The 20,264-nt window shown below is 58.4% G+C and carries 18 protein-coding genes; 8 read left to right on the plus strand and 10 right to left on the minus strand.

The window, feature by feature from the left end; translation table 11 throughout:
• Window positions 1-70 precede the first annotated feature (70 nt).
• Genes carB through SCD_RS04580 form a run of 3 tightly spaced genes read left to right on the plus strand, consistent with a single transcriptional unit; the run spans window position 71 to window position 4,263 of the window.
• Window positions 71-3,280: a carbamoyl-phosphate synthase large subunit gene (gene carB, locus SCD_RS04570; protein WP_009206292.1), complete on the plus strand. Its 3,210-nt coding sequence runs from the start codon at window positions 71-73 to the stop codon at window positions 3,278-3,280.
• Between the two features lie 51 nt (window positions 3,281-3,331).
• On the plus strand, window positions 3,332-3,808 hold the full coding sequence (gene greA, locus SCD_RS04575) for a transcription elongation factor GreA (RefSeq protein ID WP_009206291.1): 477 nt from the start codon (window positions 3,332-3,334) through the stop codon (window positions 3,806-3,808).
• On the plus strand, window positions 3,808-4,263 hold the full coding sequence (locus tag SCD_RS04580; protein ID WP_009206290.1) for a DUF4149 domain-containing protein: 456 nt from the start codon (window positions 3,808-3,810) through the stop codon (window positions 4,261-4,263). Before greA ends, SCD_RS04580 begins: the two co-directional genes overlap by 1 nt.
• Here SCD_RS04580 and SCD_RS04585 read toward each other — a convergent pair.
• The gene (locus tag SCD_RS04585) at window positions 4,260-4,562 is read right to left on the minus strand and encodes a YhbY family RNA-binding protein (RefSeq protein WP_009206289.1); all 303 of its coding nucleotides are present in this window, start codon (window positions 4,560-4,562) and stop codon (window positions 4,260-4,262) included. The two genes, SCD_RS04580 and SCD_RS04585, sit on opposite strands and share 4 nt — an antisense overlap.
• 35 nt (window positions 4,563-4,597) lie before the next feature.
• Between SCD_RS04585 and SCD_RS04590 the strand changes: the two genes are divergently transcribed.
• From SCD_RS04590 to glmM, 4 genes are all read left to right on the plus strand, one after another.
• Window positions 4,598-5,224, plus strand: coding sequence for an RlmE family RNA methyltransferase (locus SCD_RS04590; protein WP_009206288.1), 627 nt, complete (start codon window positions 4,598-4,600; stop codon window positions 5,222-5,224).
• A 49-nt stretch (window positions 5,225-5,273) separates the two neighbouring features.
• Window positions 5,274-7,166 (plus strand): ATP-dependent zinc metalloprotease FtsH, encoded by a 1,893-nt coding sequence (gene ftsH / locus SCD_RS04595; RefSeq protein ID WP_009206287.1) that lies wholly within the window; start codon window positions 5,274-5,276, stop codon window positions 7,164-7,166.
• A 112-nt stretch (window positions 7,167-7,278) separates the two neighbouring features.
• Entirely contained in the window at window positions 7,279-8,115 is an 837-nt protein-coding gene (gene folP, locus SCD_RS04600; RefSeq protein ID WP_009206286.1) for a dihydropteroate synthase, read from the plus strand.
• Window positions 8,108-9,466, plus strand: coding sequence for a phosphoglucosamine mutase (glmM, locus tag SCD_RS04605; RefSeq protein WP_009206285.1), 1,359 nt, complete (start codon window positions 8,108-8,110; stop codon window positions 9,464-9,466). Before folP ends, glmM begins: the two co-directional genes overlap by 8 nt.
• A 152-nt stretch (window positions 9,467-9,618) precedes the next feature.
• Here glmM and pstB read toward each other — a convergent pair whose 3' ends face one another.
• The 9 genes from pstB to SCD_RS04650 form a co-directional block, all read right to left on the minus strand.
• On the minus strand, window positions 9,619-10,392 hold the full coding sequence (gene pstB, locus SCD_RS04610; RefSeq protein WP_009206284.1) for a phosphate ABC transporter ATP-binding protein PstB: 774 nt from the start codon (window positions 10,390-10,392) through the stop codon (window positions 9,619-9,621).
• Between the two features lie 32 nt (window positions 10,393-10,424).
• Window positions 10,425-11,270, minus strand: a complete 846-nt coding sequence (gene pstA / locus SCD_RS04615) for a phosphate ABC transporter permease PstA (protein ID WP_009206283.1) — start codon at window positions 11,268-11,270, stop codon at window positions 10,425-10,427.
• Window positions 11,271-11,280: 10 nt separating this feature from the next.
• On the minus strand, window positions 11,281-12,240 hold the full coding sequence (gene pstC / locus SCD_RS04620; RefSeq protein WP_009206282.1) for a phosphate ABC transporter permease subunit PstC: 960 nt from the start codon (window positions 12,238-12,240) through the stop codon (window positions 11,281-11,283).
• 110 nt (window positions 12,241-12,350) lie between these two features.
• Window positions 12,351-12,590 carry a hypothetical protein gene (locus tag SCD_RS04625; RefSeq protein WP_009206281.1) on the minus strand — a complete coding sequence of 80 codons (240 nt, stop codon included), beginning with the start codon at window positions 12,588-12,590 and terminating at the stop codon, window positions 12,351-12,353.
• Complete coding sequence (locus tag SCD_RS04630; protein ID WP_009206280.1) at window positions 12,587-12,820, minus strand: hypothetical protein; 234 nt, start codon at window positions 12,818-12,820, stop codon at window positions 12,587-12,589. Before SCD_RS04630 ends, SCD_RS04625 begins: the two co-directional genes overlap by 4 nt.
• Window positions 12,821-12,906: 86 nt before the next feature.
• Window positions 12,907-13,953: a phosphate ABC transporter substrate-binding protein PstS gene (pstS, locus tag SCD_RS04635; protein ID WP_009206279.1), complete on the minus strand. Its 1,047-nt coding sequence runs from the start codon at window positions 13,951-13,953 to the stop codon at window positions 12,907-12,909.
• 125 nt (window positions 13,954-14,078) lie between these two features.
• Window positions 14,079-14,738, minus strand: a complete 660-nt coding sequence (locus SCD_RS04640; protein WP_009206278.1) for a response regulator — start codon at window positions 14,736-14,738, stop codon at window positions 14,079-14,081.
• A complete protein-coding gene (locus tag SCD_RS15590; protein WP_009206277.1) occupies window positions 14,735-16,399 on the minus strand; it encodes a PAS domain-containing protein in 1,665 nt (554 codons plus the stop codon). The genes SCD_RS04640 and SCD_RS15590 overlap by 4 nt, the downstream gene beginning before the upstream one ends.
• Complete coding sequence (locus SCD_RS04650; protein ID WP_009206276.1) at window positions 16,399-19,338, minus strand: chemotaxis protein CheB; 2,940 nt, start codon at window positions 19,336-19,338, stop codon at window positions 16,399-16,401. Before SCD_RS04650 ends, SCD_RS15590 begins: the two co-directional genes overlap by 1 nt.
• Before the next feature lie 160 nt (window positions 19,339-19,498).
• Here SCD_RS04650 and tpiA point away from each other — a divergent pair, with 160 nt between their 5' ends.
• Entirely contained in the window at window positions 19,499-20,254 is a 756-nt protein-coding gene (gene tpiA / locus SCD_RS04655; RefSeq protein WP_009206275.1) for a triose-phosphate isomerase, read from the plus strand.
• The last annotated feature ends 10 nt before the right edge of the window (window positions 20,255-20,264 follow it).

The following is a 20,264-nucleotide window of genomic DNA, read 5'->3' on the forward strand; positions in this document are numbered from 1 at the left end:
GAGTTAGGAGTGAGGCGTGAGGCGTGGTGGGTTTTCCCTTCACTCCTCACCCCCCACTCCTCACCAAACAATGCCAAAACGTACCGACATTAAATCCATCCTGATCATTGGCGCCGGCCCGATCGTTATCGGCCAGGCGTGTGAGTTCGACTATTCCGGTGCGCAAGCCTGCAAGGCGCTGCGCGAGGAAGGCTACAAGGTCATTCTGGTCAACTCCAACCCGGCCACCATCATGACCGACCCGGAAATGGCGGATGTCACCTACATTGAGCCGATCACCTGGCAGGTCGTGGAGAAAATCATCGCTGTTGAGCGTCCTGACGTGCTGCTGCCCACCATGGGTGGTCAGACCGCGCTGAACTGTGCGCTCGACCTGGCTCGCCACGGCGTGCTGGAGAAATACGGTGTGGAGATGATCGGCGCTACCAAGGAAGCGATCGACAAGGCCGAAGACCGCGAGAAATTCAAGAAGGCGATGGAGAAGATCGGCCTGGACTGCCCGCGCGCTGCCATCGCCCACAGCCTGGAAGAAGCCTTGCAGGTGCAGGCGATGGTGGGCTACCCCACCATCATTCGGCCTTCCTTCACTATGGGCGGCAGCGGCGGCGGCATCGCCTACAACAAGGAAGAGTTCCTCGAAATCTGCGAGCGCGGCCTGGATGCTTCGCCGACCAAGGAACTGCTGATCGAAGAATCCGTCATCGGCTGGAAAGAGTTCGAGATGGAGGTGGTGCGCGACAAGAAGGACAACTGCATCATTATCTGCGCGATCGAAAACTTCGATGCAATGGGCGTGCACACCGGCGACTCGATCACCGTGGCGCCGGCGCAGACGCTCACCGACCGCGAATACCAGATCATGCGCAACGCCTCGCTGGCCGTGCTGCGTGAAATTGGGGTGGAAACCGGCGGCTCCAACGTGCAGTTCGGCATCAATCCTGACGATGGCCGCATGGTGGTGATCGAGATGAATCCGCGCGTGTCGCGCTCCTCCGCCTTGGCCTCCAAGGCGACCGGCTTTCCGATCGCCAAGGTGGCAGCCAAACTGGCGGTGGGCTATACCCTCGACGAGTTGCAGAACGACATCACCGGCGGCCGAACACCGGCTTCATTCGAGCCTTCAATCGATTACGTCGTTACCAAGATTCCGCGCTTTGCCTTCGAGAAATTTCCCCGCGCTAACAGTCGTCTCACCACCCAGATGAAGTCGGTGGGCGAGGTGATGGCGATCGGCCGCACCTTCCAGGAATCGCTGCAAAAGGCGCTGCGCGGGCTGGAAGTCGGCAGCGACGGGTTTGACGAAAAGACGACAGACAGGGAAGTCATCGAAGCTGAGTTGGGCAACCCCGGCCCGGACCGCATCTGGTATATTGCCGACGCGATGCGCTGTGGCATGAGCCAGGAAGAAATTCATACGTTGACTCACGTTGACCCCTGGTTTTTGGCTCAAATGGCCGATCTGGTCGCGCGTGAGCAGGCACTGTCCGGGCGCAGCCTGGATTTGCTTAATGTGAATGAAATGCGGGTGCTGAAGCGGCGCGGTTTCTCCGACCTGCGTCTGGCAAAATTGCTGGGCGTGAGTCAGCATGCCGTGCGCGCACATCGCCATAGCTTGGGCGTGCGCCCGGTTTACAAGCGTGTGGACACCTGCGCCGCTGAATTCGCGACCGACACCGCTTACATGTATTCCACCTATGAGGAGGAATGCGAGTCCGAGCCGTCCAATAAGAAAAAAATCATGGTGCTGGGCGGCGGGCCGAACCGCATCGGTCAGGGCATCGAGTTCGACTATTGCTGCGTGCATGCGGCGCTGGCGATGCGTGAGGACGGTTTCGAGACCATCATGGTCAACTGTAATCCGGAAACCGTCTCGACCGATTACGATACTTCCAATCGCCTGTACTTTGAGCCTCTGACTCTGGAGGATGTACTCGAGGTGGTTGCGGTGGAGAAGCCCTTCGGCGTAATCGTCCAGTACGGCGGACAGACTCCGCTGAAATTGGCTCGCGATCTCGAGGCCAACGGTGTGCCTATCATTGGTACCTCGCCTGACATGATCGATGCCGCCGAGGATCGTGAGCGCTTCCAGCGGATTCTGCAGGAGCTGGGCCTGAAGCAGCCGCCCAACCGGACGGCCAGGACGCCGGAAGAAGCGATCCGGCTGGCCGAGGAAATCGGCTACCCGTTGGTGGTACGGCCATCCTACGTGCTTGGCGGGCGCGCCATGGAAATCGTTCACCAGCAAGTTGACCTGGAACGCTACATGCGCGAGGCGGTGAAGGTTTCCAACGATTCGCCGGTGCTGCTCGATCGCTTCCTCAACGATGCCACCGAAGTGGACGTGGATGCGATCAGCGATGGAACCGACGTGTTGATCGGCGGGTTGATGGAGCACATCGAGGAAGCCGGCGTGCATTCCGGCGATTCCGCCTGCTCGCTGCCGCCCTATAGCCTGTCGCCGGAAATCCAGGATGAAATGCGGCGCCAGACCGTGCTGATGGCCAAGGCGCTCAAGGTGGTCGGCCTGATGAACGTGCAGTTCGCCATCCAGGGTGAGACGGTGTACGTCCTCGAAGTCAATCCGCGTGCCTCGCGCACCGTGCCGTTCGTGTCCAAGGCTGCCGGTTTGCAATTGGCGAAGATCGCGGCGCGCTGCATGGCCGGGCGCACCCTCAAGGAGCAGGGAATCACCCGCGAAGTGGTGCCGCCTTACTATTCCGTCAAGGAGGCCGTGTTCCCGTTCATCAAGTTCCCGGGCGTGGATACCATCCTTGGCCCGGAGATGAAGTCCACCGGCGAGGTGATGGGCGTGGGCGCGACTTTTGCCGAGGCCTTCGTCAAGTCGCAGCTCGCTACCGGAGAAAAGTTACCCTCCAGCGGACGCGCCTTCATCAGCGTGCGCGGCAGCGACAAGGATAAGGTTCTGGATATTGCCCGGATTCTGGCGGAGCAGGGTTTTAACCTGGTTGCCACGCGCGGTACGGCAGCGGCTCTTTCCTCAGCGGGCTTGACCGTGACGCCAGTGAACAAGGTGCATGAAGGTCGTCCCCACATCGTCGACATGATCAAGAACGGCGACATCAACCTGATCGTCAATACCGTAGAGGACAAGCGTGGCGTGCATGATTCCTACGTTATGCGCAATGCCGCCCTGCAGAACAAGATTACCTACTACACCACGCTGGCAGGAGCCCGCGCCGCCTGTGCCGGAATTAAGCACATGAAGGAACTGCAGGTGTATGACCTGCAGGGTCTGCACGCCAGGCTGCCCCAGCCGTAAATAAGCCGCTGCCTGGCATCAAACTGGTTATCCAAGAAATTCGAGGGAAAAATGAACAAGGTTCCACTGACAACACACGGCGCTGAATTGCTGCGCGCCGAATTACATAATTTAAAAACGGTAGAGCGTCCGGAAGTGATTGCGGCTATTGCCGAGGCCCGGTCGCACGGCGACTTGTCCGAGAACGCCGAGTACGATGCGGCCAAGGAACGGCAGAGCTTTGTCGAGGGACGGATTGCCGAGGTCGAGTACAAATTATCCAACGCTCAGATCATCGATCCAATGGATCTCGATGCTGAAGGCCGTTGCGTGTTCGGCGCCACGGTTGATCTTGAAGACCTGGAAAGCAGTGAGACCGTTACTTACCAGATCGTCGGCGACGACGAGGCTGATCTCAAGAAGGGCAAGATTTCCATCGGCTCACCGATTGCTCGCGCATTGATTGGAAAATTTGCCGGAGATGTCGCCGAGGTGCAGGCGCCTGGCGGAGTGCGCGAATATGAAGTGCTGGATGTGAAATACATTTAATGAATCGCTTCGCCGATAAGCTTTCCTTCTTCGCCATCACCTTGTGGGTGGGCGGTCTGTGGGCTATCGGTTACCTGGCCGCACCGGTTCTGTTTTCCTCGCTCGGCGACAAGATGCTGGCCGGCATGCTGGCGGGCAAGATGTTTACCTGGATCGCCTATGTTGGCATGGGATGCGGTGTTTATCTGTTGATACACCGTCTTGCAGTGTTTGGCGGCAGTGCGCTGAAGCAGGGGTTTTTCTGGGCTGTGCTGGTGATGTTGCTGCTCACCGCAGCCATTCACTTCGGCATTCAGCCAATACTGGCGGGTCTGAAAGAGCAGGCATTGCCCAAGGAAGTGATGGAAAGCATGTTCCGCGATCGTTTCGCCCGCTGGCACGGGATCTCCAGCATCGGTTACCTGATCGAAAGCCTTCTCGGTCTGTTTCTGGTATTGGCGCCGCGCCGGAGTTAGTTCTTCGGTAAAACCAGCTTGGGTTTCTCGGCCGGCTTGTAAACGATCAGAATCTTGCCGATGTGCTGTATCGAAGCAGCGTTCAGGGTTTCACAGATCTCAGCAAGCTGACTGTCGCGCGTTGCCTTGTCTCGGCTGTGCGATTTGACCTTGATCAGTTCATGGCTGGCGATGCTGCGCTCGAGTTCTTTCATGACAGCCTCGGTGAGGCCGGCGTCACCGATCGTCACCACGGGATTCAGGTTGTGAGCCTGGGCGCGCAGAAAGCGCCTTTGCTCCGAAGTGAGTGTTAGCGTCATATTTAGCATCCTTGGAAAGGTTCGCAGTTTACCCGATGAAGCGTACTAAAACCAGCAAGGCCTGGATGATGGAGCACGTTACCGACCCCTACGTCCAGTTGGCGAAGCACGAAGGTTACCGTTCGCGCGCCTCGTATAAACTACTGGAAATTATCGAGCGCGACCATCTGCTCAAGTCCGTCACGAGGGTGGTTGATCTTGGCGCAACGCCAGGGGGATGGTCGCAGGTAGTAGCACAGAAGCTGGCGGGCCAGGGCAAGGTGATCGCGCTCGATCTTCTGGAAATGCTGCCACTGGCTGGCGTGACCTTCATTCAGGGTGATTTTCGCGAAGATACCGTACTGGCCGAGCTGGTCAAGGCGCTGGATGGCCGCCCGGTGGATCTTGTTATTTCCGATATGGCCCCCAATCTGAGTGGTGTCGGCCTCGTTGACCAGGCACGGGCGATGCACCTGGCCGAGCTGGCACTGGAGTTTGCCCTGCAGCATTTGAAACCGGGCGGCAGTTTCCTGGTGAAAGTGTTTCAGGGTGATGGCTTCGATGAATACATCCGGACCATGCGCGGACATTTCAAACAGGTGGCGACGCGCAAGCCGAAAGCATCGCGCGGTCGAACCAATGAAACTTTTCTGCTCGCAAAAGATCTGACACGAGCCGAATAAAGGGTTTAGAATTTACCCGTATGAATATAGTGGGCTTTGAGGAGTAGTTTTGAATAATCTGATGAAAAATATTGCAGTCTGGCTGGTGATCGCGCTGGTGCTGATGATGGTGTTCAATCACTTCGGCCAGCGCCAGGCTGTCCAGGCACCGCTGGAATACTCCCAGTTTCTCGATGAAGTGAAGCAGGGGCAGATCGCCAAGGTGTCGATCGAGGGCCACGTTCTGAAAGGCGTGAGGGCCGACGGCAAGCGCTTTGTCACTTATGCGCCATCCGACCCCTGGATGGTGAGCGACCTGCTCAAGAACGGCGTGGTGGTGGAAGCCAAGCCGGAAGAAGAACCCTCCTTCCTGATGAGCTTGTTCATTTCCTGGTTTCCGATGCTGCTCCTGATCGGCGTCTGGGTGTTCTTCATGCGCCAGATGCAGGGTGGCGGCAAGGGCGGTGCGTTCTCCTTCGGCAAGAGCAAAGCGCGCATGCTCGATGAGACCACCAATACCGTGACCTTTGCCGACGTGGCCGGTTGCGACGAGGCCAAGGAGGAAGTCTCCGAACTGGTTGAATTCCTGCGTGACCCGAGCAAGTTCCAGAAGCTGGGCGGCCGGATTCCGCGCGGCGTGCTGATGGTGGGCAATCCCGGTACCGGCAAGACCCTGCTGGCCAGGGCGATTGCCGGCGAGGCCAAGGTGCCGTTCTTCAGTATTTCCGGTTCCGACTTCGTCGAAATGTTCGTCGGCGTCGGCGCGGCGCGGGTGCGCGACATGTTCGAGCAGGCCAAGAAAAGTGCCCCCTGTATCATTTTTATCGACGAGATCGACGCCGTCGGCCGCCAGCGCGGCGCGGGCATGGGCGGCGGCAACGACGAGCGCGAGCAGACCCTGAATCAGTTGCTGGTGGAAATGGACGGCTTCGAAGGCACCGCCGGGGTGATCGTGGTTGCCGCCACCAACCGCCCTGACGTGCTCGATCCGGCGCTGCTGCGTCCCGGTCGCTTCGACCGCCAGGTGGTGGTGCCCCTGCCGGATATTCGCGGTCGTGAGCAGATCCTGATGGTGCACATGCGCAAGGTGCCTGTTGCACCCGATGTGAAGGCGGATATTCTGGCGCGCGGTACGCCCGGCATGTCGGGCGCGGACCTGGCCAACCTGGTGAACGAGGCGGCCCTTTTTGCCGCACGTAGTAACAAGCGTCTGGTCGACATGGAAGACTTCGAGCGCGCCAAGGACAAGATCATCATGGGCGCAGAGCGCCGTTCTATCGTCATGCCAGAACATGAGCGTATGAACACGGCTTACCATGAATCCGGTCACGTCGTCGTGGCCAGGTTGCTGTCGAAGACCGACCCGGTGCACAAGGTCACCATCATCCCGCGCGGTCGTGCCTTGGGCGTGACCATGCAGCTGCCGACGGAAGACCGTTACAGCATGGATCGCGAAAATCTGCTGCAGAATATTTCTGTGCTGTTCGGAGGCCGCATTGCCGAGGAAATTTTCATGGGGCAAATGACCACCGGCGCTTCCAATGATTTCGAGCGCGCTACCGAGATGGCGCGTCGTATGGTGACGCAGTGGGGCATGTCCGATGCGATGGGGCCGATGGTCTACGGCGAGAACGATGGCGAGATATTTCTCGGTCGCTCCGTGACCACCCACAAGAACGTGTCCGAAACCACCATGCAGAAAGTGGACGCGGAGATCCGCCGCATCATCGACGAACAGTACGCCTTGGCGCGTCGCCTGATCGAGGAAAACCGGGAGAAAATCGAAGTCATGGCGAAGGCGCTGCTGGAGTGGGAAACCCTCGATGCCGAGCAAATTGCCGACATCATGGAAGGCAAGGCGCCACGCGCACCCAAGCCCAGCCAGAGCAAGCCGAATCCCCCTTCGGATAGCGCGCCGACTGCACCAGTAACGCCTACTGCCGACACGGCGCAGGAAACCTGAAAACGGTGAGGGGATAGAAGGTGAGGGGTTAGGCGAAAATCGAATTCGCGCCGCCGCAGGTTTTATCCTCACCCCTCACCCCTCACCCCTCACCCCTCACCCCTCACCCGAAATGCTCCACTGCGGCCGCTTCACCCTCCCTCTCTCTCGCCCTCTTATCATGGGCATCGTCAACGTCACGCCCGACTCGTTCGCCGATGGCGGTCGCCATGCATCCGCCGCTGGCGGGATAGCGCACGCCTTTCGGTTGCTGGAGGAGGGAGCGGACATCCTCGATGTCGGTGGCGAATCGTCACGCCCTGGCGCGCAGCCTGTCGGCATCGACGAGGAACTGCAGCGGGTGTTGCCGATCATCGAGGCGTTGCGGGGCAGCAACGTGCCGCTGTCTGTGGATACCTGCAAAACCGAGGTGATGCGAGCAGCTATCGATGCCGGCGCGGACATGATCAACGACATCAATGCATTGCAGGATGAAGGCGCGCTGGAAGCGGTGGCTGGCTCGAATGTGGCCATCTGCCTGATGCACAGGCAGGGCACACCGCAGACTATGCAGCTTGCGCCCGGCTATACTGATGTGGTGGCGGAAGTAATGGCGTTTCTGAAAGCGAGAATATCCGCCGCACAGGCTGCCGGCATCGGCCGCGAGCGGTTGGTGGTCGATCCCGGCTTTGGTTTCGGCAAGTCGCTGGAGCATAATGTCATGCTGCTGCGTCAGCTCGATCGCTTTCAGGTATTGGGGGTGCCGCTGCTGGCAGGCTTGTCGCGCAAGTCCATGCTTGGTCAGATCACCGGTCTGGATGTGGATGCGCGGCTGATTCCCAGCATCGCGGCGGCAGTGATTGCGGCCATGAAGGGTGCTAGAATTATTCGTGTGCACGATGTAAAGGCCACCAGGGAGGCCTTGCAGATTGTGAATGCCATTGAGGGTTGTGAGGAAAATAATGACTAGAAAATATTTCGGCACCGATGGGGTGCGCGGCAGGGTGGGTGAAGAGCCGATTACGCCGGATTTTGTGATGCGCCTGGGCTATGCTGCCGGCAAGGTGCTGGCGGCGCAGGAGAGGAGGTTGCCGCAGGGCGATCATCCGGCAGTGGTCATCGGCAAGGATACCCGCATCTCCGGCTACATGCTGGAATCCGCCCTGCAGGCCGGACTATCCGCGGCCGGGGTGGACGTGCTGCTGACGGGGCCAATGCCGACCCCGGCAGTGGCCTATCTCACCCGCGCCCTGCGCGCCCAGGCAGGCATCGTCATCAGTGCCTCGCACAACCCGTTCGAGGATAACGGGATCAAGTTTTTTTCGGCGGCCGGCACCAAGCTGCCGGACAAGACCGAGCGTGCCATCGAGAAGGCGCTGGAAGACCCGATGCAAACCATGCCATCGGCTAAACTGGGCAAGGCGCGTCGGCTCAACGATGCTGCCGGGCGCTACATCGAATTCTGCAAGAGCACCTTTCCTACCGAACTCGATTTGCGTGGGCTGAGGATCGTGGTGGATTGTGCCCACGGCGCCACCTATCATGTCGCACCACCGGTATTTCACGAACTTGGCGCCGAAGTGATCAGCATCGGCAATCTTCCAGACGGCCTGAATATCAACCATGAATGCGGCGCTACCCATTTGCAGGCCCTGCAGGATGCGGTGAAACAGCATCGTGCCGATCTCGGTATTGCCCTGGATGGCGATGGCGACCGCCTGATGATGGTGGATGCCTCAGGTGTAGTGTTCGATGGTGACCGGCTGCTTTACGTGATTGCCAAGTATCGTCACCTGCATGGCCAGCTCAAGGGCGGCGTAGTGGGTACTCTGATGACCAACCTCGGCATGGAACATGCCCTGGAGAAGCTGAATATCCCTTTCGCCCGCGCCAAGGTGGGCGACCGCTACGTGCTGGAATTACTGGATGAACGTGGCTGGCAGGTGGGTGGCGAAGGGTCTGGCCATATTCTCTGCCTTGACCGGCACAGTACCGGTGATGGCATCGTTTCTGCGCTACAGGTGTTGCACGCATTGCGAGTGGAAAAGACCACGCTGGGCGACTTCACCAAGGATCTGACGCTGTATCCCCAGGTACTGATCAATGTGCCGGTGTGCAAAGGTTTCGATTTCAGCGCAAGCCCACAGGTTCAGGCGAGGCTGGCGGAGGCCGAGTTGGATCTGGATGGCGCCGGCAGAGTGCTGCTGCGTGCTTCTGGTACCGAGCCATTATTGCGGGTGATGGTGGAAGGCAAGTCCGGCCAAAAGGTCCAGCATTGGGCCGGAGCGATTGCCGATATGGTGCGCCAGACGGCGGGGTAGTGCCGCGCTAGTCGAATAAAACGGCCACAGAGACTACCGAGAAAAGCTCAATGATCTCTGTGGCCAGTTTTTTTGTGCAGCCGAATTTTCCAGTTATGTAGTGGTTACGGCCACCGCTGCGTGGTTTAACGTGCTGCTAAAAAATCGGAATATCAGCCGAATTTTCCGGTTATGTAGTCTTCCGTCGCGGTCTTTTTCGGCGTGGTGAAGATCATGTCGGTATTGCCGAACTCGATCAGTTCACCCAGGTACATGTAGGCGGTGTAGTCGGATACGCGTGCCGCCTGCTGCATGTTGTGGGTGACGATGATGATCGTGTAGTCCTTCTTCAATTCGTGGATCAGCTCTTCGATGTGGGCGGTGGAAATCGGGTCCAGCGCTGAGGCCGGTTCGTCGAGCAACACTACTTCGGGTCTCACAGCGATGGCACGGGCGATACACAGCCGCTGCTGCTGGCCGCCGGACAAGCTGTTGCCATTCTGCTTGAGTTTGTCCTTTACCTCGTTCCACAGTGCGGCCTTGCGTAGTGCCCATTCGACGCGATCCGCCATATCGCGTTTGTTCAGACTTTCATAAAGCTTCACGCCGAAGGTGATGTTGTCGAAAATCGACATCGGGAAAGGCGTCGGCTTCTGGAATACCATGCCCACCTTGGCACGTAGTCTGTTCAGATCCTGCTGGGCATCGAGGATGTTCTCGCCATCCAGAATGATTTCGCCCGAGGCTACCTGCTTGGGATAAAGCTCGTACATGCGGTTGAAGGTGCGCAGCAGGGTGGACTTGCCGCAGCCGGACGGGCCGATGAAGGCGGTGACTTTCTTTTCCGGAATACTCAGGTTGACAGATTTCAGCGCGTGGAAAAGGCCGTAATGAAAATTCAGGTCCTTGAGGATGATCTTGGGGTTGGTAATCACTGCATCGTTCATTATTGAGTCCTGTTAACCGGTTAAGCGGTATTTTAATGCGATGGGGTCTTCTGGCGGAAAAAAATGCGCGCCAGAATATTCAGTGCCAGCACCATGAAAGTGATCAGCAAGGCACCTGCCCAAGCCAGATGCTGCCAATCTTCGTAGGGACTCATGGCGAACTGGAATATCACCACCGGCAGGTTGGCCATTGGCTGGTTCATGTTACTGCTCCAGAACTGGTTGTTCAGGGCGGTGAACAACAGCGGCGCGGTTTCGCCGCTAATGCGCGCCACCGCCAGCAGGATGCCGGTCAGGATGCCGGTGGTGGATGCCCGCAGGGTAACCAGCATGATGACTTTCCATTGCGGCGCGCCGAGGGCGGCCGCTGCTTCGCGCAAGCTGTTCGGCACCAGTCGCAGCATGTTCTCGGTGGTCCGCACCACCACCGGGATGACGATCAGGGCCAGCGCAAGCGAGCCCGCCCAGCCGGAGAAATGGCCCACATTCACCACATAGACTTCGTAGACAAACAAACCGATCACGATGGAAGGGGCGGACAGCAGGATGTCGTTGACGAAGCGCGTGGTCGGTGCGAGCCAGCCTCTCTGGCCGAATTCCGCCAGATAGGTGCCGGCGAGTATGCCGATCGGGGTACCGATCAGGGCGGCGATCATGGTCATGACGAAACTGCCGGCGATGGCGTTGAGCAAGCCGCCGTTGCTGCCAGGCGGCGGCGTCATCTGGGTGAACAGGGTAAGGCTCAGGCCGTGAAAGCCTTGTGCGACCAGTGTCCAGAGTATCCAGACCAGCCAGAACAGACCAAACACCATGGCGAGCAGGGAAATGGTCAGGTTGAAGTTGTTGATCAGGCGTCTGCGTGCGTAAAGGGAGAGCATCGTGGGGATCCTAGGACTGCTTGCCTTCGCGCTTGGCCAGCTGCATCAGCAGCAGCTTGGACAGCGAGAGCACGATGAAGGTGATCAGGAACAGGATCAGGCCCAGCTCGATCAATGCCGAGGTGTAAAGCGGGCCAACCGCCTCGGTGAATTCGTTGGCGAGTGCCGAGGAAATGCTGTTGCCCGGCATCAGTAGGGAGGCGCTGAGTTCATGGGCGTTGCCGATGACGAAGGTCACCGCCATGGTTTCGCCCAGCGCGCGACCGAGGCCGAGCATGATGCCGCCGACCACGCCGATCTTGGTGTAGGGGAGAACCACGTGCCAGACCACTTCCCAGGTGGTGGCGCCGAGGCCGTAAGCCGATTCCTTGAGCAATGGCGGCACGATCTCGAACACGTCGCGCGTCACCGAAGCGATAAAGGGGATCACCATAATCGCTAGGATCAGGCCGGCAGTGAGCATGCCGATGCCCATCGGCGGGCCCTGGAATAACGGGCCGATCAGGGCTGCATTGCCGAGGTGCTCGGTGAGCCAGGGTTCGATATTGGCGAAAGCCGGGGCAAAGACGAACAGACCCCACATGCCGTAGATGATGCTCGGGATGCCGGCCAGCAGTTCCACTGCGATGCCGAGCGGGCGCTTGAGCCAGCGCGGCGACATCTCGGTGATGAACAGGGCGATGCCGAAGCTGACCGGGATGCCGATCAGCAGAGCGATAATTGAAGTGGCCAGGGTGCCGGCGATAGGCACCAGTGCGCCGAACTGGTCTGTCACCGGGTTCCATTCCGAACTGACCAGGAATTTCAGGCCGAACGTTTTGATGGCGGGAAGGCTGCCTATCAGCAGCGTTATCACGATTCCGGCAAGGATGGCGAACACCAGAAAGGCGAATAATCGCGTGATGTTGAGGAAGGCCAGATCCAGCAGGTGCTGTCGTTTCAGGCGGGTGTCAGAGAAGAATTTGGACATAAGGGTGAATTATAACAGGTTCAGGATGCACGTGTCCGGTAGGGAACGGCATCTTCCCGGTCGCAAAACCCGGCATTCTCCGGGGTGGGCGCTCAGTCCGGGCGCTTTTGTTATTCCTGTGTATCAGGTAGGGCTTTCAGGCGCTTCCTGGTCTTTGCATAACGGTCAAGCCGCCAGTCCTTCAAAACATCCAGCACCAGCTGGAAGTCATCATAATCGAGATCGTAAATCGTCGCCAAGTTGAAGCATTCCTTTTGATCCAGTGCCTTGATCAGTTCCCTGAAAACCTGCGATGCGAGATCGTCCGGGGTTTTTAGTATGCGTTTCTCGAGTTTCTTCAGGTTGTTCATAAAGCCTCCGAAGTGGGCTTGGTGAAGGCGGGCCGGACGGCACGGCTTCGCTCCAGGGATGCCCAATTATACTGGATATCCTCCAGGTAGAAAGCAGCTGACTCGATTTGCCGGCCAATTTCCTGCGTTTGCGTTTCGTCAGGTTTCATGCTGACGAGGCTGTCACGGGCGCGGGACAAGCCAGCTATAGCTGCTACGAGTTGGTTGTGGATTGTTTCATGGATATTCATCTTGGCTCCTTGAAAGCAAGTAATGTCCTCACAAAAAAACCCCGCGTTCCCACGGGGCTTGATTGTCAGGGCACTTGATGGCTAAATCAGTTCCACAGTGCCTTGCCGCTGGCATCCTTGATCTGGGCTTTCCATGCACCCTGGACCAGTTTTACGACACTGGCGGGCATCGGGATGTAGTCCATCTCCAGCGCCATCTTGTCGCCGTTGGCGTAGGCCCAGTCGAAGAACTTCAGGACTTCTGCAGCGTTTGCCGACTTGTCCTGAACCTTGTGCATCAGGATGAAGGTGGCACCGGTGATTGGCCAGCTGGCCTTGCCGGGTTCGTCGGTGAGGATTTCGTAGAAGCCAGGTGCCTTGTCCCAGTGGGCATTGGCGGCGGCAGCCTTGAAGGACTCTTCAACAGGTTTGACGAACTGACCATCCCTGTTCTGCAGCTGGGTGTAGGTCATTTTGCTTTGCAGGGCGTAGGCAAATTCGACGTAGCCGATCGATCCCTTGATTTGCTTCACGTAGGATGCCACTCCTTCATTGCCTTTGCCACCTACGCCAGCCGGCCATGAAACCGAAGCTTCCTCGCCCACTTTAGACTTCCACTCCGGGCTGACTTTGGACAGATAGTTGGTGAAGATGAAAGTGGTGCCGGAACCATCGGAACGGTGTACCACGGTAATCAAGTTGTCAGGCAGCTTGGAGTCCTTGTTCAGTGCGACGATGGCGGGATCGTTCCACTTCTTGATCTTGCCCAGGAAGATGTCGGCCAGCACGGTGCCATTCAATTTGATCTGACCGGCTTCAATGCCTGCCAGGTTGATGACCGGCACTACGCCACCCATTACCGCTGGAAATTGCATCAGACCATGCTTGTCCAGTTCCTCGAGTTTGAGCGGCTTGTCGGAAGCACCGAAATCCACGGTCTTGGCCTGAATCTGTTTGATGCCACCGCCTGATCCGATGGACTGGTAATTCATGCTGGTGCCGGTTTTGGCTTTGTAAGCCTCTGCCCATTTGGCGTAAATCGGGTAGGGGAAGGTGGCGCCGGCGCCGGTAATGTCGACGGCAAAGGCAGCAGAGCTCAAGGCCATGGCCAGTGTCGCGGTGGAAGCCAGTTTCAGGGCAAGTTTGAATTTCATCGATTAGTTCTCCTAAGTCGGTCAAAGAAAACAGGGCGTTTCCCCGTTTGCTGGATGCCATGATAGAGGGTGAATATTACAGAAATATTACAAACGGCAAATCGTTTCAAAACCGAGGTCCGATGTCAGGGTTTGACGATGTTGCAACGGATCGCCAGCCGGACAAGCTGGGCGGCGTTTTGTAGCCTGAGTTTCCGCATGATATGGGCGTGGTGCACCCCGACGGTTTTGGGGCTGATCGAAAGCATGACGGCGATGTCGGATACCGAATGCCCTTCCGCCAGCAGCTGGAAAATTTGAAATTCTCGCGTGGAAAGGACATGCAAGGGGTCTTCCGTGGCAAAAAGACGGTGGTGCATCAGGTCCGGAACATACTTTGAGTCAACGAACAGTTTCCCCTGCGCTACCTGGCGTACCGCTTCCACCATTTGCGTCACGCCGCCCTGCTTGGTGAGGTATCCGGTGGCACCTGCCTCCAGCGAGCGCAGTACCAGGGTTTGGCTGTCATGCATGCTGAATATCAGGATGTGCATCACCGGATCTTTGGCCTTGATGCGGCGCAGGGTCTCCAGGCCGCCGATGCCGGGCATGCTGAGGTCGAGAATTACCACGTTGGGCATGTGCTGCTCATAAAGCGCACAGGCCTCTTCGCCATCGTTGGCTTCCGCCACAACCCGGATATCCGGTGTATTTTCCAGCAGATGGCGATAGCCGTCTCGTACGACAGGGTGGTCGTCCACCAGCATGACCTTAATCGATGTCGGAGTCGCGGGCTTGTTGCTCATGTTTTTCTTCTTTCTTCCATCGGGGCAACCAGTGGTAGCCGAATTTCGATGCATACCCCTTTCCCCGGCGCACTCTGCGACATGAATTCACCCCCTGACGCAATCACCCGTTCCCGCATTCCCAGCATGCCCAAGCCTTTGAGCGGCAGATTTGAGTACATGCCCTTGCCGTCATCCTGCACCGTCAGCAGCAGATGCTCAGGGTCCGACGCCACGTCCGGAACGCGGCGCAGCCACACCTTAACATGGTGGGCCTGGGCATGGTTGGCGATGTTGGTGAGCGCTTCCTGCACGATGCGGTACAAGGTGATATTCAGGGCTTCCGACAGGTCGCCGAGATTGCCATCCAGTTCCATATCGCAAACAATTTTTGGGTGGTGCTGGCGCCACTGTATTGCCAGCTCCTGCAGGCTGTCAGTCAGGCCGAGCTCGTCGAGCAGGGCAGGGCGCAGGCGGCGCAAAATTCGGCGAATCACGCTTTGGACCTCGGTCGCACTGTTGCCGATGGCTTGTGCGATGGCACAAATTTCAGGTTCCCGTTCGGCACCGGAATTGCTGCAAATCGCTCCGGCTTCCGCCTGGATCGCAGTCAGCCATTGGCCAAGCTCATCGTGCAGTTCCCGGGCCAGATGGCGCCGTTCCGATTCCTGCAGGCTGAACAGGCGCTGCGTGAGCAGGCGATTCTGACGCAGCAGGTCTTGCGAGAGGTGTTCCGCTTCCCTGATCGGGGTAACGTCGACGCTGACTCCGACCAGGCCGGCAGTCTTGCCGTCCGGGCCGAAATAAGGGGCAAGCGAAATGGTGAAGAAGAGCTGATTGCCCTTGGAATCGGTCACCATGTGCTCGATATTTCTTTCCGGCACGCCGGAAAGCAGCACCGAGAGTTCCATTCGCTGTAGCCCCTCGGCCTGCTTGCGCGGGATCAGGTCGAAATTCGTCTTGCCCAGAATGTCCGCCACCTGGCGGCCGAAGAATTCCTGGCACCCCTGGCTGACTGCGGTGTAGCGAAGATCCTTATCCTTGAAGAATACCTTGGCCGGTATCGTGTTGAGCAGCGCTTCCTGCGCCAGGAGAGTCTGTTTCAGCGTCCCTTTGGCGCGCTTCTGTTCGCTGATGTCGGTCATGACCATGCGGCAGGTGCGATCCTGCCCGGCAGTGCTCTTCATCGGGGCGCTTTCGAGGTGGACGTCGACCACTGCATCGCCGCGCTTGATTTTTACCTCGGTGACGATGTTGCTGCCACCGACTGAATGGAATACCCGATTCAGATAGAGGAAGAATAGCTGACTGTCTTTGCGGGCCAGGCGGGCGGAAAAGGGTTTGCCGATGAGATTGGCGCGCTCGTCGCCCAGCATCGCCGCCCCGGTCAGATTGATTTCCAGGATGCGCCCGGCCCCTTCCAGAGTGAGGTAACCTATCGGGGCGAAATCATACAGGTCGGCATAGCGGTCGCGTGCTTCTTCCAGCCGCTGCTGCGCTTCCCGCAACTCGAGGTTCTGCATTTCCAGTTCGATCTGGTGGACTTGCAGCTCGTGCAGCAGTTGCGCCTCGCTCTGTTCCAGGTCGGTCTTGGCATTTGCCTGAAGCTGATTGAGTTGGTCGACCAGTTCCGATTTGCTCATCGCAGCAGGGTCGATACGCATTTTTTCGCCTTCGGCCATCACACTTCCTTTTCGGTGGTGGCGATGGCAGCGGGATTGCCGGATTCGCCCAGCAACGCCGAAACCGTCAGCCAAACATTGATTTCGCGACCGTCCTTGGTGATGCGTGTGGTTTCGAAGGGCAGTATATGTTCACCACGCTTGAGGCGCTCGATCAGGTCGCGCATTTCCTCCTGGTTTTTTTGGGAGGTCAACACACTGATGTTAAGTTGGAGCGCCTCTTCTTCAGTATAGCCGTACATTTCCTGTGCGCGCCGGTTCCAGGCCAGGATGCGGCCGGCAAAATCCTGCATCGTGACTGCATCGTGGGAATCGCGCACCACAGCGGCCAGGCGTCGTTCCTGCTGCAGAATCTGGTGCATCTGTTCAGCCTTTTTGGTGCTGTCGATGTTGATGAACGACATCACCACGCCCTCGATGCGATTGTCCAGGGTCTTGTAGGGACGGATGCTCAGGGTATAACAGCGGCCATCTCTATCCTGCACCTCGGACGACTGGGCGGACATGGTGTCGATGACTTCACGCACCTGTTTTTCCAGATCAGGGATGTTGACGTTGGGCCGGATGTTGCCGATCGGCCGCCCGATGTCGGCGTCGATCAGGTTCAACAGCGTTTTTGCGGTCGGCGTGAAGCGCCGGATGCGCAGGTCATCGCTCAGGATCACGATCGCCAGTTCCACGCTCGCCAGCAGGTTGGCGAGGTCGTTGTTGGAGCTCATCAGCTCCAGGTTGCGATTCTCATGCTCCTCGTTGATGGTGGAGAGTTCTTCGTTGGTGGATTGCAGCTCTTCCTTGGCGGTTTCCAGTTCCTCGTTGGTGCTTTGCAACTCCTCGTTGGCAGACTGGATTTCCTCGTTGGCGGATTGCAGTTCCTCATTGGTCGCTTCCTGCTCCTCGATGATCGACTGCATGTATTCCCGGCTCGAGAGCAGTTCCTGCTCCAGTGTCTGGATGCGCAGGTTGGTGGTATCGGGGGTCTCCGCGTCTCGGGGTGATACGGCAGGCGTCTCGTTACTAGGCTCGAACAGCACTAGGAAGTGCGGCTCGGTGGCGCCCTCTTCCGCCAACGGCAGCACCTGCAGATTCACCATCCGGTAGCCGCCGTCGCTGCGGATGCGCACGCCTTCCTTGCGCGCCTTGCTGCGCTCCTTGATGGCCTGGTTTACCACCGAACGCAGTTCCAGGACCAGGTCCTGCCGCGCCATCTTGAGCAGGTTGAGGCTGGCGCTGCCGGGCGAGGGCTCGATATAGGGGCCGGTCTGGCCGCGGAAATGGAGAATCTGCAGGTCCTGGTTGATAATCACGCCCGGCGGGCCGTAGGTGGTCAGTATCAGGCGTTCGGCTTCGTGCTGGAGATCGAGTGCGGACGGTGCGCGCGCCGGGGCTGTCTGGTCGGCGGCAGACATCGGGGCGTGGGGCAGGGTAGTGAAGTCATAGCCCGGCAGGGTGGCCACCGATTTCTTGGCGTAAATCTTGCTCTTCTTGTCCACGGTGGCGAACAGATCGGCGAAACTGCCGATGGTTTCCGAGGTGCCGAGCATCAGGAAGCGACCCGGCCGCAGGGCATAATGGAAGGTGTGCAGCACTTTCTTTTGCAGTACCGCGCCGAGATAGATCATCAGGTTGCGGCAGCAGATCAGGTCGAGACGTGAGAAAGGCGGGTCCTTGGCCACGTTTTGCAGCGCAAACACGCAGATGTCGCGGATGATCTTGCTGATCTGGTATCCGCTCGGCGTCTTGACGAAAAAGCGCTGCAATCGCCCCGGAGCAATGACGTCGCGGATGCTTTCCGGATATATCCCCTGGCGCGCTATGTCGATGGCCTTGTCGTCGATGTCGGAGGCGAATATCTGGATATGGGTGTTGCTGGCACGCTCGCCGAGGAATTCGAGCAGCGTGATCGCCACCGAATACACCTCCTCGCCGGTGGAGCAGCCCGGTACCCAGATGCGCAGCGACTGCTCGGCGGAGCGTTGCTCTATCAGGGCAGGGAACACTTCCTGCTGCAGCGCATCGAAGGTTTCGGGATCGCGGAAAAAACTGGTGACGTTGATCAGGATGTCCTGGAACAGGGCGTCCAGCTCGCCCGGCTGCTTCTGCAGGTATTTGACGTAATCCTCGATTTTTTCCAGCTGGTGCAGCACCATGCGCCGCTTGATGCGGCGCCGGATGGTGCTGTGCTTGTAATAGGTGAAGTCGTTGCCGGTGCGCGAGCGTAGCAGCACGAAAATCTTGTTCAGGTTGTCGCCGCCCTCGGACACCAGTTCTCCCCGGGGGCCGGTTTCTTCGGGACGCAGGTAAGGGTGGCGCGCGATACGCACCAGTTCCTTGCCAATTTCCTCCGGTGTCAGGACGAAATCGACATGGCCGGCCGCAATGGCGCTGTGCGGCATGCCGTCATATTCAGCGGAATCCTCGCTCTGGGCAAAGGTGATGCCGCCTTCAAGTTTGATCGACCTCATGCCTAGCGTCCCGTCCGATGCCGTGCCAGACAGGATCACTCCGATTGCGTTACTGTGCCGGTCTTCCGCCAGGGAGCTCAGGAAGTCGTCGATCGGCAGGTGTTTACCCAGTCCGTCCGGCCGCGGCATCAGGTGCAGCACGCCGTGCAGTATGGCCAGGCTGTAATTGGGTGGCATCACATAAACGTAATTCGGTTTTATCCTTGTGCCGTCACTTACTTCGGCCACAGGCATGGAGCTGGCGCGGCCAAGCAGCTCGGGTAGCAGGCTCACATGCTTGGGATCGAGATGCTGTACCAGAACGAAAGCCATGCCGGTGTCTGCGGGCAAGTTCTTCAGCAGTTTGGTGAAGGCGTCCAGTCCGCCGGCCGAGGCGCCGACGCCCACCACCGGAAATGTCTGCTCAGTGGGTTCGGGCCGCGTGCCGTCCGATTCCTGTTGGGCAGGATGGGTGTGAGAATTGGATTTTTTGGGCATGGGCCGGGTTCGGTCAAGTGATGATAAAGAATTTGATTAACATTACTTCTCTAATAGGAAAATAACAAGAACTCGTCGCGTTACGGTCGATTAACCAGGATTGACCGGGCTGGCCTGAAACAGTATCATTACCCGCTTTGCAAAAATGAGAAAAACAGCCATGCGGGAAAAGTTGGTTGCGGGTAACTGGAAGATGAATGGCGGTCTGGCGCAGAACAAGGCGCTGCTGGAGGCTGTTGTCGCTGGCATGGCCGGCGTTCAGGGTATGGGTTGCGCGGTGTGCGTGCCTTATCCATATCTGTTTCAGGCGCAATCCTCGTTGAAGGATAGCGCGATTGCCTGGGGTGCGCAGAACCTGAGTCAGCACGACAAGGGCGCCTTTACCGGCGAAGTTTCCGCCGCAATGTTGCTGGATTTCGGCTGCAAGTACGTGTTGGTGGGTCATTCCGAGCGTCGCGCCATTTATGGCGAGGACGATGCCACGGTGGCGCTGAAATTCGAGGCGGCGCAGAAGGCCGGCCTGACGCCGATCCTGTGCGTAGGCGAAAGCCTGGAGGAGCGCGAATCCGGCGTGACCGAGGCCGTGGTTGCACGCCAGCTTGACGCGGTGACCGGGAAATTCGGTGTGGCCGCATTGTCCAAAGCGGTAGTGGCCTATGAGCCGGTCTGGGCAATCGGTACCGGCAAGACGGCTTCGCCGGAGCAGGCGCAAGCGGTACATGCCTTTATTCGCGGCAAGATTGCGACCCAGAGCAAGGCGGTCGCTGACGGACTGGTCATTCAGTACGGCGGTAGCGTCAAAGGGTCGAATGCGGCTGAGTTGTTCGGCATGCCGGATATCGACGGCGGCCTGATTGGCGGCGCTTCCCTGGATGCGCAGGAATTTTTGGCGATCTGCCACGCAGCAAAGCGTTAAACTGTTTATA

This window comes from Sulfuricella denitrificans skB26, from assembly GCF_000297055.2.
Taxonomy (GTDB): Bacteria; Pseudomonadota; Gammaproteobacteria; order Burkholderiales; family Sulfuricellaceae; genus Sulfuricella; species Sulfuricella denitrificans.

Bases quoted from the DNA above. Each gene is read 5' to 3' on its own strand.
- carB (WP_009206292.1), top strand. From the start codon at position 71: ATGCCAAAACGTACCGACATTAAATCCATCCTGATCATTGGCGCCGGC.
- greA (WP_009206291.1), top strand. From the start codon at position 3,332: ATGAACAAGGTTCCACTGACAACACACGGCGCTGAATTGCTGCGCGCC.
- SCD_RS04580 (WP_009206290.1), top strand. From the start codon at position 3,808: ATGAATCGCTTCGCCGATAAGCTTTCCTTCTTCGCCATCACCTTGTGG.
- SCD_RS04585 (WP_009206289.1), bottom strand. From the start codon at position 4,562: ATGACGCTAACACTCACTTCGGAGCAAAGGCGCTTTCTGCGCGCCCAG.
- SCD_RS04590 (WP_009206288.1), top strand. From the start codon at position 4,598: ATGAAGCGTACTAAAACCAGCAAGGCCTGGATGATGGAGCACGTTACC.
- folP (WP_009206286.1), top strand. From the start codon at position 7,279: ATGCTCCACTGCGGCCGCTTCACCCTCCCTCTCTCTCGCCCTCTTATC.
- glmM (WP_009206285.1), top strand. From the start codon at position 8,108: ATGACTAGAAAATATTTCGGCACCGATGGGGTGCGCGGCAGGGTGGGT.
- pstB (WP_009206284.1), bottom strand. From the start codon at position 10,392: ATGAACGATGCAGTGATTACCAACCCCAAGATCATCCTCAAGGACCTG.
- pstA (WP_009206283.1), bottom strand. From the start codon at position 11,270: ATGCTCTCCCTTTACGCACGCAGACGCCTGATCAACAACTTCAACCTG.
- pstC (WP_009206282.1), bottom strand. From the start codon at position 12,240: ATGTCCAAATTCTTCTCTGACACCCGCCTGAAACGACAGCACCTGCTG.
- SCD_RS04625 (WP_009206281.1), bottom strand. From the start codon at position 12,590: ATGAACAACCTGAAGAAACTCGAGAAACGCATACTAAAAACCCCGGAC.
- SCD_RS04630 (WP_009206280.1), bottom strand. From the start codon at position 12,820: ATGAATATCCATGAAACAATCCACAACCAACTCGTAGCAGCTATAGCT.
- pstS (WP_009206279.1), bottom strand. From the start codon at position 13,953: ATGAAATTCAAACTTGCCCTGAAACTGGCTTCCACCGCGACACTGGCC.
- SCD_RS04640 (WP_009206278.1), bottom strand. From the start codon at position 14,738: ATGAGCAACAAGCCCGCGACTCCGACATCGATTAAGGTCATGCTGGTG.
- SCD_RS15590 (WP_009206277.1), bottom strand. From the start codon at position 16,399: ATGGCCGAAGGCGAAAAAATGCGTATCGACCCTGCTGCGATGAGCAAA.
- SCD_RS04650 (WP_009206276.1), bottom strand. From the start codon at position 19,338: ATGCCCAAAAAATCCAATTCTCACACCCATCCTGCCCAACAGGAATCG.
- tpiA (WP_009206275.1), top strand. From the start codon at position 19,499: ATGCGGGAAAAGTTGGTTGCGGGTAACTGGAAGATGAATGGCGGTCTG.